Source organism: Paenibacillus sp. JT22N12, assembly GCF_056269365.1.
Genome location: NZ_JBWDNU010000009.1, coordinates 174,093 through 187,305, shown reverse-complemented (window position 1 = coordinate 187,305; position 13,213 = coordinate 174,093). Strand labels below are relative to the sequence as shown.

Genomic DNA, 13,213 nt, shown 5'->3' with positions numbered 1-13,213 from the left:
TGAAACTCGCATTCAGGAAACGATTGAAGCCTGCAGGAGAGCCATCAGGGCCTGATGCCGGCATTGGAGAATCATGGCAGCTGATAGAGCAGCAGGCATGTGTAAGCGGCACCCGAGAGGGTATACTATCAGCAATACTAATCAGAAGGGAAGAGTGAATATAATGGCGGAAGAGAAAACAAGAATCGAACCGTGCTGGAGCTTTGACAATAGTTATGCGCGGCTGCCGGGAGCCTTCTTCTCCACGCTCGATGCAATCCCCGTACGGTCACCGGAATTAGTGATATTCAATGAGCGGCTGGCGGTCTCTCTCGGGCTGGATAGCCAGGCGCTGCAAAGCAAGGACGGCGTAGCGGAGCTTGCCGGGAACCGGGTTCCTGAGGGCGCCCTGCCGCTCGCTCAAGCTTATGCAGGGCATCAATTCGGCCATTTTACGATGCTGGGGGACGGACGGGCGCTGCTGCTGGGCGAACAGATTACGCCTGCGGGCGAACGGGTGGACATACAGCTTAAGGGCTCCGGCCGTACGCCATATTCCCGCGGCGGCGATGGCCGGGCTGCGCTCGCGCCGATGCTGCGCGAATATATCATTAGCGAAGCGATGCATGCGCTTGGTATTCCGACCACCCGCAGCTTGGCGGTGGTGGCGACAGGGCAATCGGTGATTCGCGAGGAGGAGCTGCCTGGCGCTATTTTGACCCGCGTAGCTGCCAGTCATTTGAGATTCGGCACTTTTCAATATGCGGCGGCACGGGATGCGATCGACGACCTCCGGGCTCTGGCGGATTATACATGGGATAGACACTTTAAAGACAGCAACGCTGGTGAGAACCGTTACCTTTCCCTGCTTCGGAATGTAATACAGCGTCAGGCTTCACTGATTGCCAAATGGCAGCAAGCGGGATTCATTCACGGGGTGATGAACACCGACAACATGACACTTAGCGGTGAGACGATCGATTATGGTCCCTGCGCCTTCATGGATGCCTATGACCCGGAAACGGTCTTCAGCTCGATTGATAGCCAAGGCCGCTATGCCTATGGCAATCAGCCGCGCATCGCCAAGTGGAATCTCGCGAGACTTGCCGAAGCTTTATTGCCGCTGCTGCATGACGACGAAGAGCAGGCGGTCAGGCTGGCCGAAGAGGCGATCTCGCAATTTAGCGAGCTTTACAGCAGCAATTGGCTGGCAGGCATGAGGGCGAAGCTGGGAGTTTTCAATGAAGAGCCGGAGGATGAAGCTCTGATTGATGATCTCCTCAAGATGATGCAGAAGCATGGCGCGGACTACACGAATACCTTCCGCGCTCTTACTTGGGATCGAACGGAAGAGACAGTACTGCATGGCACCGCCGAATTTGTCCAATGGCATGACCGGTGGCAGGCGAGACGAAGCAGGCAGGAGCAAGCGAAGCCAGCCTCGCAGCAGTTGATGCGGGACAGCAATCCTGCGGTTATCCCGCGCAACCACCGGGTCGAAGCCGCTCTCGAGGCCGCCGTGAAAGGGGACCTCAGCATCATGCAGCGGCTGCTGGCTGCGCTGTCGAAGCCTTACGCGCACTCCCCCGAACAGGAGGAGTATACTTCGCTGCCTGAACATTCCTCCCAGCCTTATCGAACCTATTGCGGCACCTGAGTCTTCCGGTCTTAAATGCTTCAAATTATTCGTATTTGCACACGAAAGAGAATACACACGAAAGAGAATGAGGCCGATACAATTGTATCGGCCTCATCAGCATGAAGATTTTATTTTGTTCGACGTTGTTTACGGAATAGACTTTCGGCAGTATGGCATAATATCCCTGGACGCGATATGACAATTTGATCCAAACGGATTATACTTTAATGGTATGGATCAGTGAGAGTTTCGAAGGAGAGGGCGCATATAGCCACCGACGGCATTAAAATGAAAACGCTGGGTGAATTCCTGAAATCACGCAGGGAGCGGCTCCAGCCGGAACAAGCCGGCATCAACTTTTCCTACGGCAGACGAAGAACGCCAGGGCTTAGACGGGAGGAAGCTGCCCTTCTGGCAGGAGTCAGCGTGACTTATTATACATGGCTGGAACAAGGGCGGGATGTGGCGGTATCCAGGGAAGTCATTGAGAGTATCGCAAAAGCGCTGCAGTTGACCGAAGATGAGCGCCTGCATCTCATTCAGCTGTCGAGTCCCCATTCATCCGGTCCCTCTGTCTCGATGGATGCGCAAATCAATTCGGAGTGGCAGATTATTATCAATCAATTAACGTATCCAGCCTTCATAACGAATGATCGATCGGAAGTGCTTGCCTGGAATCAGGCGGCCAATGAAATTATTGCGGACTTCGCAGCCTTGCCCGCTCAGGAGCGTGTCTTGATCCGGTTATTGTTCGTTGATCCGGAATTGCGGCGGCGTCTGATCAATTGGGAAGAGTTTGCACGCTACTCGGTCGGGGTTTACCGGACTTATTACGATAATTATGCGGCAGACCCCTGGTATCGCGAGACGGTTGAGCAATTAATCATGGACAGCGCTGAGTTCGCCGCCATGTGGGAACTGCATGATATCCAGCTCAAAAGAGTAAGCCGGGTGCTATACCAGGTCCCCGGAGCCGGAGAGCGCATGTATGACATCAATTCTTTTGACAGTCTCAATGGCAATATGAACTTGCACTGCTGCGTCTACATTCCGGTTGCGTCAGAGGAAGCATAGCCATAAAGGATGTGAGGCTTCCGCAATGCAGACGCTGTACACCAATCAGGCTGCCGGATCAATCGGTAGCCTGTCGATTGTTATTGCTTGGGTGACTTGACCCACCATAAATTGTTGAAAGGATCAACAAAGCCGCCCATTATGCCATTTTCGTCTACCATCATGGATGTTACGGAAGTGCCGCCTGCCAGTTCTGCTCTCCGCACGGCCTCTGCTGCGTCATCAACATAGACATACATGTGAATATTCGATGGTTCCTTCGCTTTAAGTTCGGTATCGTACTTCTGTTCGCCCTTGCTGCAATCATCATCGCAATTGACGGCTTCCTCCGTACCATCAGCGAAGTAGAGCAGGCTTTCCCCGATCTTTAATTCACCATGCGTTATTTTTTTTCCATTCGTACTCTTGACGATCAATCCGGCTTGAGCGCCAAAAGTGCTCTCTAAAAATTGGATCAAGACCTGCCCGTCAGTAACCATGATATAAGGAACAACATTCTGCTGCCCAGCTGGCGCACCCATTTTTTAACCACCTTTTCATTAAGAATTTTGCGTACATCCTTATCGTACAACATTCGTGCAAATGCCAATGTTTGCTTTCATTTATCCCTTTTTACGGCATATGAATTATAAGGACTTTGTCATAGGGTTGAATTATTTGGATAGGGCTGGAAAAGGAATTTCGATGGTGGATTGAAGCAGCCGGGAAAATAGAAATATGAACTTGAAGTGGTCAGATATGTAAGGAGGAGTGTAATGACGCTATATGCATCAACTCATGCGAATAACAACAATGTTAAAATCCATTACTACGATTCACTGGAGAAATCGAAATCAGATGGAAATAGCATTCCGTTAGTGGTTTGTCCAGGATTATCGGAGACAGCAGAGGAATATATTGACCTGCTTGAAGCTGTTTCACCGAGAAGATGTATACTTCTATCATTCCGAGGAAGAGGAGGGAGTGATACACCGGTTAATGGCTACAATCTTGACGATCATGTTTCCGATCTAGAGGCGGTTGTTCGACATGCTGGAGTGGAGTTGTTTCATTTGTTCGGCTATTCGCGTGGGGCATCATACGCGCTTGGCTATGCCCAAAAACATAAAGGGCAAATAAAATCTTTAATTCTTGGTGATTATCCTCCAGAACATCGGGCTATGTCCGAGGACTGGGTGAAAGATTATATCCATAACTATTTGATACCGCACAGTCGGACGAATTATATTCGTCCGGAAGCTGTTCTGGGTATTCAAAGTGAATCCTCCCAGTCGAGTCTTGAGAACGTCCTCTCAATGAATGTTTTAGTAGCCAGAGGTAAACTTCAGGGATCATTAATCACGGATAGCGATCTTCTGCGTTACAAGGAAATGTGCAGCAGATTATCTATAAAGGAATATCGTCGATCCGGACATGATATAAAAGAAAAGGAAAAGGAGCTTTTTTACAGCGATGTAGTGAGCTTTCTGGCTGGAATAAATAGCTCGCAATAGTTAAGAAAATTATGGTACTATTGATAGAATTATAGAAAATGAAGTTAATGGGCGACTAACTAATAAAGTCTTTATTTCGGCGCCAATGGAATAGAATAATGAAGGAGCTTGCTACCTGGCAGCTCCTCTTTTCAATTTGTACCTATTTATATCCGAACGAAATGAGGGAGAAAATTTGAAAATTGTGAAAACGAATAAGCGGCTGGACAGCGTCCGCGTGGCCGTTCAAGAAATGATCATGTCTATCGTTAGCAGAGCCCGGCAGCAGGAAGCATGTGTCCATCTGTACGGAGTGTCCGCTTTTGCTTCGATGCTCGCAATGAAAAGAGGGCTTAATCAGGAACTGGCGGAGATCGCAGGATTGCTTCATGGTTATTATTTGTATAAAACCGGAATCCATGACTTTCCCGGTCCGAACAGCGCCGAGGCGGTAAGACCTATTTTAAGAGATATGAACATTTTTACCAAAGAGGAGCAGCTCATCATCCAACAGGCGATTTTCTATCAGGGAGATAGAACCGGAACCCATGGTCCCTATGATGAAATGATCAAGGATGCTTATGCTATGCAGTCGTACTTTCAGAATAGGGGCCGAAGCGTATCGCAGCAGGATACCCCAAGGCTTCAAAATGTGCTTCGTGAATTGGGGATTCCTCATGAAATGCCGGAAAATATGCACAGTGAGAGTAGGGTATCCAGCAGCTTCTCCGCTGCCGGCAAACGGGGCAAGCTGGCCGACATAGCGGAAGCGCTTGCCGGAGAAGACATAATTGGCGTTCCGGGAGATGAACGATATCGGGAAATCTGCCAGTATTGGCCGGATAGAAACGTCTATAAAGAATTGCAAAACAGCTGGTGTGCCGCATTCGTCTATCATTGCTGCCGGCAAGCCGGATTTCTGCTGCCGATTCGGTACCCGAACTCGATCTGCCGGTTTGCAGGCGTAGGCGCTTGGCTAGAGTGGGCTGGGCTGCCGGAAACCGGATTTTTTTATGAAGACGATCAGAAAGGGTTCACGCCGCAGCGCGGTGATATCGTGATCTATGAGAAGCTGCTGTCTGACGACCCGCATGATCATATCGGGATTCTACTGGCTTGTGAGGAGGAAAAAATAGTAGTCGCGGAGGGCAATAGAGATAATCAGAATTTCTCCTGCGTCTTCTATAGGAACAGAAGGCATTGCATACGGGGCTATATCCGAATTGATGAGAGCTACCGGTATCATTTTGACGGCAGCTATAGTCCGATTCTTTAGGGATAACAGATTTGTGACTGGATTCATAGTATTTTGAACAGCGTTTCGCTTTATTTATTTTTGCTATAAAATTGTATGTTTATGGTAAATAACCCAGCGATAGAAGGCGGAAAGGGTGCCTTCAAGAGCTTTTATTGTCATGCACCGGACTGAATCCGTATAATGCGCGGTGGCTGAACCAGCGTTGTTAATAGCCCCTATATACACAGGCAAAGCTAGCAAATACAAGGGAAATCTGAATGTCGCATATGCAGGCTTAAGACGAATCTATCAATTTTTTCGTTAACATTATATACATAATTTGAAAACATTCTGTTAATGTAAGTGCTTTAATATGAGGGGGTACACATACCTTAGGAGGGAATATATGAAATCACAGAAAAAGAATGGATTTAAGGCAGCAATGGTAGCAACTGCGGCAACCGCCCTTCTCGTAACAAGTGTAGTCAGCGCTCAAGCGCCTAATCGTGCAGAAGCTGCTTCTTCGCAAACGAAAAACGTGATTTTGTTCGTCGGTGACGGCATGGGCACAGCCCAGCGTGACGCGATCCGTCTTGCCACTGTAGGTGAAAACGGTAAACTGGCTATGGATGCTATGCCATACGTTGGTTTAATTCATACAAGATCCACTATCCCCGTTACGGATTCGGCTGCTTCAGCTACGGCTTATGCCAGCGGTGTAAAAACGTATAATGGCGCAATCGGCGTGGATGCCAACAAAAAATCGGTAAAAACAATCATGGAATACGCGAAAGATGCCGGAAAAGCCACTGGCGTAGTTACAACCAGCCAAGTTACGGATGCTACCGGCGCTGCATTCGGCGCGCATGTTGAAGACCGTGCCAAGCAAAGCGACATCGCCCTGCAGTACCTGACCAAAAGCAAAATTGACGTGCTTCTCGGCGGCGGCGAGGATTTCTGGTACCCTGCGGGCGATGCTGGCAAATTCAAAGACGAGCCGGCTGAAGATCCAGCAGAAAAAAGCAAGGGAACTCAAGGAAATCTGATCAATAAGGCTAAAGCATTGGGATACAGCTATGTTGCGAACAAAACCGATATGCAAAAAGCAAAAGGCGGCAAGCTGCTTGGACTGTTTGCCAATGAGGAGATGTTCCAGCAAAAACCGGAAGGCGAAGGGGATATTTACAACCCGATTGTCTCTCTTCCGGACATGACCAAAAAAGCCATTGACACGCTTGCGTCAAACAAAAAAGGCTTCTTCCTGATGGTTGAAGAAGAAGGTACAGATGAATTCGCTCACCAAAACAATGCCAAAATGACCATTAAAGCAGGTCAACAGCTGGACAAAGCGGTTCAAGTTGCCAAAGATTTTGCCAAGAAAAACCCGGATACGCTTGTTCTCGTACTTGCCGATCATGAAACAGGCGGGTTCTCGATTGAAGAAGTTGACGCCGGAGACGAGTCAGGCGACGCTATTTCCAAAGAAGACGGTCCTTTCGCCATTGTGAACTCCAAACATAACTTTGTTGTTGACTGGACAACCTCAGGTCATACGGCGGTCGATATCCCTTTAACGGCAATTGGCAAAAACGCCGAAATGTTCTCTGGTATTTATGAAAATACCGAAGTATTTACCAAGCTCATGCAGTCCCTGGGACTTAAAGTGAAAAAATAATGCAGTAAAGAGTGAAACAAGGCTAGCCAGTAATTCTGGCTAGCCTTGTTTGTGTCTCTGGAGGCACATATTCTCGCAGTTGAGTGTCCGACACGTATGTTATTCCAGATTAGGAATCAATCGATTGTAAGAACAATCTTCCCGCGGCCATGTCCGGTTTCTACTTCCCGATGGGCATCGGCTGCGTCGGACAGCGTAAACGTTTTCCGTATATGAACCTGCAGCTTTCCCTGGGTATGAAGGTCGACGAGTTCGGCAAGCCGGGCTGCGGACCGCTGGCTGCGGATCGGACGAACTCCAAGCTCCTGCACAATGTCAAAGGCGGCGATTGTGCCGATGCGAGCCTTGTTCGCAACGAGCTGTACCGAAGCGCGCAGAGCATCGCCTCCCGCCGCATCCAGCGCCGCGTCCACGCCATCCGGTGCGAGGCCCCGGACTCTTTCGACCAGACCGTCCCCATAGCTGACCGGAATCGCTCCGAGCGATCGAAGATAACCGTGATTTTGCTCGCTGGCTGTGCCAATGACGGTAGCCCCCCAGGACAAGGCTAACTGGACCGCGATCGTACCGACCCCGCCAGCGGCGGCATGAATTAATACGGTGTCGCCTTTGCCGACGCCCAATTCCTTCAGCGCAGTATGGGCAGTCTGCCCGGAGGCGGACAGTGCCCCTGCGACCTCCCATGCCATAGTCCGGGGCTTGGTCACGATCTGACTGCTGCTCACCACTACATAATCGGCATAGCATCCCAGCACCCGAAAGCCCAGAACCTCATTGCCGGCAGTGAAGCCGGTGACGCCTTCCCCGACCTGATCAATAATCCCCGCGAACTCGTTGCCAAGAATCTGAGGGAAATGCACTGCTGCCCCGGGTGGAGTCCAACCGCTGCGTACGGCCAAGTCGGCGGGCTGGACTCCGGCAGCCTGGACGCGGACCCGCACTTCGCCCGCGCCTGCTTGAGGAGCCTCAACCTCGATTAGCTGCAAAACCTCCGGAGGGCCAAAGGAGACAATTCCCGCTGCTCTCATGCTGCTTCCCCTCCCTGTCTGGGATAACGATTGTCCATCTAAGCTCACCCTTTCTAAAAGTATTTGAATGTATAAAATGTATCTTTTCAGTATTTCAATTGTTTGCCGGCATCATTTATTTTATAATAAAATGTAAATAAACAAAAATATATCTAAACACATATAATACATATACTTGAGTATATAAGGAGGAGGGACAAGGATGGAATTGCTGCAGCTGCAGTACTTTCGCAAGGTAGCCAAACTGGAGCATATGACGAAGGCTGCCGAGGAGCTGCGTATTGCGCAGCCCGCTCTCAGCAAGACGATTTCCCGGTTGGAGGAGAGCGTAGGCGTGCCTTTGTTTGACCGTTATGGAAGACATATCCGGCTTAATACATTTGGACAAATATTTTTGAAAAAGGTTGAAGCGGCCCTCAGCGCGCTGGAAGAGGGGCAGAAGGAAATTACCGAGCTTGCGGGATTGGAGCATGGAGTCATTCATTTGGCGACATCCGCCCTGGACCGTTTAACAGAGCCGCTGGGGGCGTTCCTCTCCCTCTACCCAGGAGTCAATATCCGGCTCACACAGGTTTCAAAAGAGGAAGAAATAGCTCTTCTGCTTGGAGCAGGCGAAGCCGATATTTGTTTTACGGCTCTGCCCGTCGAACACCCGGAATTCAGTGCAACGACTGTGTTCAGCGAAGATGTTTTCTTGGCCGTTCCTCCCGGGCACCGGTTAGCGGACCGTGACAGTATTCGTTTGGAAGAGGTCGCGGATGAGCCGTTTATCGGCTACAAAGAGGGCATTCTTTTCCAGCCGATGAATGACGGCTTCTTCCGCAAAGCGGGGATATCGCCAAAATACGTCTGCCAGGTAGACGAACCTGCCAGCATTTCAAATCTTGTCCGTGCCGGATTGGGAATTGCCCTTATCGGCGGGTGCGGAAGAAGTCCGGGTGTCCCGCTTCATCTGCTGCGTATTGAATATCCTGTGTGTCAGCGCAATTTTCAAATCATATGGCACGAGAAACGCTATCTCTCTTTGGCAGCCCGCAAGTTCAGGGATTTTTTCGTACAATACTTTGCCGAACAGTAAGGGGGGCTTGAATCTTATGAGTAGACTGGCATGGGCAGCTCTTGTTTTATTGTCTGCTATTGTAATGAGTTCTTGCAGCGCAGTATCGCCCTCTTCGAGTGCAGATTGGGCATATGGCTTTGTGGTCTGGAACGGCGATATTTATGAAGACATCAAAGAAGAGGTCGCTAAGGATGCAATTGAACAAAGTATCGGGGAAGTTAAAAAGTATTCCGATCACGAAGGAACATATGGCAATGGATACTCCAATCAATTTAAAAAGGGTACAAAGTTTTATCAAATTCAGGGAATAGACACGGAACAATTCATAGCAGCGGAATCAGACGGAAAGTATTTCAAGCTCAAGGATAACGGCAAGTATGGAAAATAACGAATCCGCCAGCTCCAGCGTGAGAGCCGTTAAAACGGCTGAGCTTATATCCCATTCAAGAAATCTGAGAATCGAGCCCAACGATTCCTTAAGAGAAATTTTTCTGGGAAGCTGGGAGGGTCAGAACAACATTGAACAATCTCAGCCGGAAGCTTATTATGCTTTTTGGAATACTCCGCATCTCTACAGCCCCCAGAACGGGGGAGAGTCTTTTCAAGACGTTTCCGATCGGGTCATTCCAGTGATTGAAGAGATCATTGCTGCCCACAAGGGAAAAGAGATTCTAGTCGTAACGCATTCCGTCACATTGAAACTGATTATGAGTTATTTTGAAGGCAGGCCCTTGGAAAAGCTGTGGGAACCACCATATCTGCATCCTACAAGTCTCAGTAAGGTTGTTATTCAGAACAATAATCCGACAATAGAGCTCCATGCAGATGTATTAAAGGAAAATTCAGGCTTTACATTTTTTCGGGGATGTATTATATTTGTATGTGCAAACAATATTATTTTGTGACAGTGTCCATTCAAGAAATGAGGTACCATCCATGCTGGAAAATTATTTGAAGGAATGCCTGTATTTCACTGCGAATCGGCTCGGCAGGGTTATTACCAAGATGGCTGAGGATGAGTTTGCCGTAAGCGGATTATCGCCGACATATGGTTTTTTGCTGATGGCCGTGTACGAGAAAGAAGGGATTTCACAGAAGGAGTTAGGCGGAATTCTCCATCTTCAGCCTTCAACGGTGACCCGCCTTGTCGAGAAGCTTGTCAATAAAGGATTGATCTACAACCGTGTGGAAGGGCGATTATCGCTCATATATGCAACGGATAAAGGCAAGGCATTGGAAGATGTGATCAATCAATGCTGGAATAACCTTCGTGCCCGCTATTCCGGCATATTGGGGGAACAAGAAGGCGATGAACTAACCCTTCATTTATATAAAGTGAGCGATCAATTAGAAAATATCGAATGATTCAACTCCATTTTTTTAGAAAAATATTTGCTTGTACAAACAATTTATGATGATGATCGTTGTTTCCCCAGGTGGACAGAGGCCTAACGCCTTGCCTATAAACTACTTATATACAAGGAGGATTCATTATGAACGAAAATGCGCAAAAAAACGTCAACCAGGAGAGTGCTCAAGAAAGGAAGCCGATCCTGATTCTTGGCGGAACAGGCAAGACAGGCAGCCGTGTGGCGATGCGGCTTACGGAGCTCGGCCTGCCGATACGGATTGGCTCCCGCTCTGGTAAGCTGCCTTTTGATTGGGAGGATCAAGCAACCTGGGCAGCAGTGCTGCAGGATGTGTCAGCGGTGTATATCACTTATTATCCCGACCTTGCACTGCCGGGGGCAGCAGCAGCCATCGGAGCATTCGCTAAGCTTGCGGTGAGCAGGGGAGTCAGGCGGCTGGTGCTGCTGTCCGGCAGAGGCGAGGAAGAGGCTCAGCTCAGCGAGCAGGCGCTGCGGAATTCTGGCGCAGATTGGACGATTCTGCGGGCGAGCTGGTTCTGCCAAAATTTCAGCGAAAGCTTCCTGATCGGGCCGGTCATGAGCGGTACGGTAGCTCTCCCGGCAGCGGATGTGGCAGAGCCGTTCATCGATGCCGAGGACATCGCGGACGTCGCAGTCGCCGCCCTGACCAGGAACGGCCATGTGGGCCAGCTCTACGAATTGACCGGCCCGCGCGCGCTCACCTTTGCTGAAGCGACCAAGGAAATCGCCCAGGCCAGCGGACGGGAGGTCCGTTATGTGCAGGTCTCCGGGGAACAGTTCAAGTCGATGATGGCGGAAGAGCATGTGCCTGACGAAATCGTGCTGCTGCTGACCGATCTGTTCACCAAAGTATTGGACGGCCGCAACTCCCATCTGACGGATGGCGTTAAGCGTGCTCTGGGCAGAGAACCGCGGGATTTTGCTGAATATGCACGAAACACTGCCGCAGCCGGCGTCTGGAGGGTTTAGTATTATGGAGCGCTTGCTTGGCACATTAACCTTCGTCTCGGCACTTGGAACCGGATTGGTTGCCGGACTGTTCTTTGCCTTCTCGGCATTCGTGATGACAGCTCTCTCCCGTCTCCCGGCGGAGCAGGGCATTGCCGCTATGCAGTCCATTAACGTAACCGTCCTCAATCCATGGTTCAATACTGTGTTTTTCGGATCGGCCTTGACATCTGTTGTCCTGATCATCGTTTCATTCTTCAGATGGGGGGAAGCTGGCGTGATCTATCTGCTCGCCGGCAGTCTGCTCTATCTCGTAGGCTCCTTCCTGGTGACAGCCGTGTTCAACGTGCCGTTGAACGACACGCTTGCCGCTGTGGATCCCGCAAGCACCGAAGGCGCGGAACTATGGACACGTTACATCGCCGATTGGACGGCGTGGAATACGGTACGAACCGTCGCGAGCCTTGCTGCGCTGGCATCGTTCATCGCCGCATTCCGCATGGGGGAATGAGAGGAATCTTCTATAAGTATGGAATGGGTCAACCGGTATAGCGGTTGGCCTTTTGTTCATATCTGATCCCATGGTAGGATTAGGTTATAATGCTGTTTGGTGAAGCGGAAAGAGCTTAAATAACCGGAGGATGGAGACTTTAATTTGAAAAGAATCGTCAACGGACATTTTCAAGACCTCAATATCTACGTACAAAACATTCAAAAAGAGACAGGAGCAACAGCTGCTGCTGTCTGCATCATCCATAAAGACACCGTGGTAAACGAATGGTACGCTGGCACCCACGATTCCTCTCCAGAGTCGCGGAAGGTCGACGAAGCTACCCGGTTTAATGTAGGTTCCATACGTAAAACATATCTTGGGCTTGCGGTAAGCCTGCTCATAGAGCAGGGCAGGATCAACAGTGTTGATGACGAAATTGCGGGATACCTGAATGAGCTCGGGGAGGCCGCTAAGGGAGTAACTTTACGGCAGCTGCTCACGCATACTCACGGTTTAATGGAAGCAGACGGCGCGATCGTAAGAGAATTTCCGGCGGGTGAGAGCTGGGCGTACAGAAATACCGGCATTACCCTGTTAACCCGGCTGGTTAAGCATTTATCTGCACAAAATGTAAGCGAATTTGTGCAAAACAGCATCCTTGCACCGTATCATTTGAATAAAACCGGTTGGAGAACTTCGTACGATGAGCACCTGATTTACAACTACTACAAGGACAAGCATACCTGGGTTGGCCCTAATGACAGCGATGCGGGTGATCAAGGCAATTTATTTATCAGTGCTGAAGATATGGCGGCGTGGGGTTATATTCATCTTAGAAAAGGCTGTGTGAATGGCAAGCAAGTCCTGCCACAAACTGTTTTTGAACGGGTAACCGAATTACACACACCCTCCACAGTACCTGAGCATCTGCCCCGTAATGGATTTGTTTGGTGGCTTCAAGGCAGCAGTCCATTAAACCAGATCGGTGAGCATGTACCCAATGGGGCGTATCAAATTCTCGGCATCACCGGATGTGTTTGTTTGGTCATCCCACATTATGATGCAGTAGTGGTAAGAATGTATAATCAATTAAACAATCCGGTTGGGTTTGATTATTTAAGCGAAATAAGGATGTTTGGAAATATCGCTGCCGGCCTGCTGGACAGCTATAAAGCCGCTCAACCCTCTTGACCTTCACATCATGTGATGGTTTAGTA

14 protein-coding genes are annotated in these 13,213 nt (G+C 49.5%); 12 read left to right on the top strand and 2 right to left on the bottom strand.

Annotated elements, in window-relative coordinates:
- The first annotated feature begins 163 nt into the window (after positions 1–163).
- A complete protein-coding gene (locus tag AC0YOA_RS27240) occupies positions 164–1,636 on the top strand; it encodes a protein adenylyltransferase SelO (RefSeq protein WP_475789316.1) in 1,473 nt (490 codons plus the stop codon).
- Positions 1,637–1,858: 222 nt separating this feature from the next.
- On the top strand, positions 1,859–2,692 hold the full coding sequence (locus AC0YOA_RS27235; protein WP_475789315.1) for a helix-turn-helix transcriptional regulator: 834 nt from the start codon (positions 1,859–1,861) through the stop codon (positions 2,690–2,692).
- Positions 2,693–2,772: 80 nt separating this feature from the next.
- Here AC0YOA_RS27235 and AC0YOA_RS27230 read toward each other — a convergent pair whose 3' ends face one another.
- Positions 2,773–3,213, bottom strand: coding sequence for a VOC family protein (locus tag AC0YOA_RS27230; protein ID WP_475789314.1), 441 nt, complete (start codon positions 3,211–3,213; stop codon positions 2,773–2,775).
- Between the two features lie 234 nt (positions 3,214–3,447).
- Here AC0YOA_RS27230 and AC0YOA_RS27225 point away from each other — a divergent pair, with 234 nt between their 5' ends.
- The 3 genes from AC0YOA_RS27225 (at position 3,448) to AC0YOA_RS27215 (ending at position 7,076) form a co-directional block, all read left to right on the top strand.
- Entirely contained in the window at positions 3,448–4,185 is a 738-nt protein-coding gene (locus tag AC0YOA_RS27225; RefSeq protein ID WP_475789313.1) for an alpha/beta fold hydrolase, read from the top strand.
- Between the two features lie 184 nt (positions 4,186–4,369).
- Positions 4,370–5,440 (top strand): CHAP domain-containing protein, encoded by a 1,071-nt coding sequence (locus tag AC0YOA_RS27220; protein ID WP_475789390.1) that lies wholly within the window; start codon positions 4,370–4,372, stop codon positions 5,438–5,440.
- 367 nt (positions 5,441–5,807) lie between these two features.
- Positions 5,808–7,076 carry an alkaline phosphatase gene (locus tag AC0YOA_RS27215; RefSeq protein ID WP_475789312.1) on the top strand — a complete coding sequence of 423 codons (1,269 nt, stop codon included), beginning with the start codon at positions 5,808–5,810 and terminating at the stop codon, positions 7,074–7,076.
- 116 nt (positions 7,077–7,192) lie between these two features.
- Here the strand turns inward: AC0YOA_RS27215 and AC0YOA_RS27210 are convergent, their stop codons facing one another.
- A complete protein-coding gene (locus AC0YOA_RS27210; protein WP_475789311.1) occupies positions 7,193–8,104 on the bottom strand; it encodes an NADP-dependent oxidoreductase in 912 nt (303 codons plus the stop codon).
- 202 nt (positions 8,105–8,306) lie between these two features.
- On the opposite strand from AC0YOA_RS27210, the gene AC0YOA_RS27205 reads away from it, so the two are divergent.
- From AC0YOA_RS27205 to AC0YOA_RS27175, 7 genes are all read left to right on the top strand, one after another.
- Positions 8,307–9,182, top strand: coding sequence for a LysR family transcriptional regulator (locus AC0YOA_RS27205; protein ID WP_475789310.1), 876 nt, complete (start codon positions 8,307–8,309; stop codon positions 9,180–9,182).
- 16 nt (positions 9,183–9,198) lie between these two features.
- Complete coding sequence (locus tag AC0YOA_RS27200; RefSeq protein ID WP_475789309.1) at positions 9,199–9,552, top strand: hypothetical protein; 354 nt, start codon at positions 9,199–9,201, stop codon at positions 9,550–9,552.
- Positions 9,542–10,069: a histidine phosphatase family protein gene (locus tag AC0YOA_RS27195; protein WP_475789308.1), complete on the top strand. Its 528-nt coding sequence runs from the start codon at positions 9,542–9,544 to the stop codon at positions 10,067–10,069. Before AC0YOA_RS27200 ends, AC0YOA_RS27195 begins: the two co-directional genes overlap by 11 nt.
- Before the next feature lie 31 nt (positions 10,070–10,100).
- On the top strand, positions 10,101–10,529 hold the full coding sequence (locus tag AC0YOA_RS27190) for a MarR family winged helix-turn-helix transcriptional regulator (protein WP_475789307.1): 429 nt from the start codon (positions 10,101–10,103) through the stop codon (positions 10,527–10,529).
- 128 nt (positions 10,530–10,657) lie between these two features.
- The gene (locus tag AC0YOA_RS27185; protein WP_475789306.1) at positions 10,658–11,524 is read left to right on the top strand and encodes an NmrA family NAD(P)-binding protein; all 867 of its coding nucleotides are present in this window, start codon (positions 10,658–10,660) and stop codon (positions 11,522–11,524) included.
- Positions 11,525–11,528: 4 nt separating this feature from the next.
- Entirely contained in the window at positions 11,529–12,014 is a 486-nt protein-coding gene (locus AC0YOA_RS27180) for an anthrone oxygenase family protein (RefSeq protein ID WP_475789305.1), read from the top strand.
- 144 nt (positions 12,015–12,158) lie between these two features.
- Positions 12,159–13,187 (top strand): serine hydrolase domain-containing protein, encoded by a 1,029-nt coding sequence (locus tag AC0YOA_RS27175; protein WP_475789304.1) that lies wholly within the window; start codon positions 12,159–12,161, stop codon positions 13,185–13,187.
- Positions 13,188–13,213: the final 26 nt, after the last annotated feature.

Excerpts from the sequence above, each read along its gene's own strand:
- AC0YOA_RS27240 (WP_475789316.1), top strand. The coding sequence starts at position 164 with ATGGCGGAAGAGAAAACAAGAATCGAACCGTGCTGGAGCTTTGACAAT.
- AC0YOA_RS27230 (WP_475789314.1), bottom strand. The coding sequence starts at position 3,213 with ATGGGTGCGCCAGCTGGGCAGCAGAATGTTGTTCCTTATATCATGGTT.
- AC0YOA_RS27225 (WP_475789313.1), top strand. The coding sequence starts at position 3,448 with ATGACGCTATATGCATCAACTCATGCGAATAACAACAATGTTAAAATC.
- AC0YOA_RS27215 (WP_475789312.1), top strand. The coding sequence starts at position 5,808 with ATGAAATCACAGAAAAAGAATGGATTTAAGGCAGCAATGGTAGCAACT.
- AC0YOA_RS27210 (WP_475789311.1), bottom strand. The coding sequence starts at position 8,104 with ATGAGAGCAGCGGGAATTGTCTCCTTTGGCCCTCCGGAGGTTTTGCAG.
- AC0YOA_RS27205 (WP_475789310.1), top strand. The coding sequence starts at position 8,307 with ATGGAATTGCTGCAGCTGCAGTACTTTCGCAAGGTAGCCAAACTGGAG.
- AC0YOA_RS27200 (WP_475789309.1), top strand. The coding sequence starts at position 9,199 with ATGAGTAGACTGGCATGGGCAGCTCTTGTTTTATTGTCTGCTATTGTA.
- AC0YOA_RS27195 (WP_475789308.1), top strand. The coding sequence starts at position 9,542 with ATGGAAAATAACGAATCCGCCAGCTCCAGCGTGAGAGCCGTTAAAACG.
- AC0YOA_RS27190 (WP_475789307.1), top strand. The coding sequence starts at position 10,101 with ATGCTGGAAAATTATTTGAAGGAATGCCTGTATTTCACTGCGAATCGG.
- AC0YOA_RS27185 (WP_475789306.1), top strand. The coding sequence starts at position 10,658 with ATGAACGAAAATGCGCAAAAAAACGTCAACCAGGAGAGTGCTCAAGAA.
- AC0YOA_RS27180 (WP_475789305.1), top strand. The coding sequence starts at position 11,529 with ATGGAGCGCTTGCTTGGCACATTAACCTTCGTCTCGGCACTTGGAACC.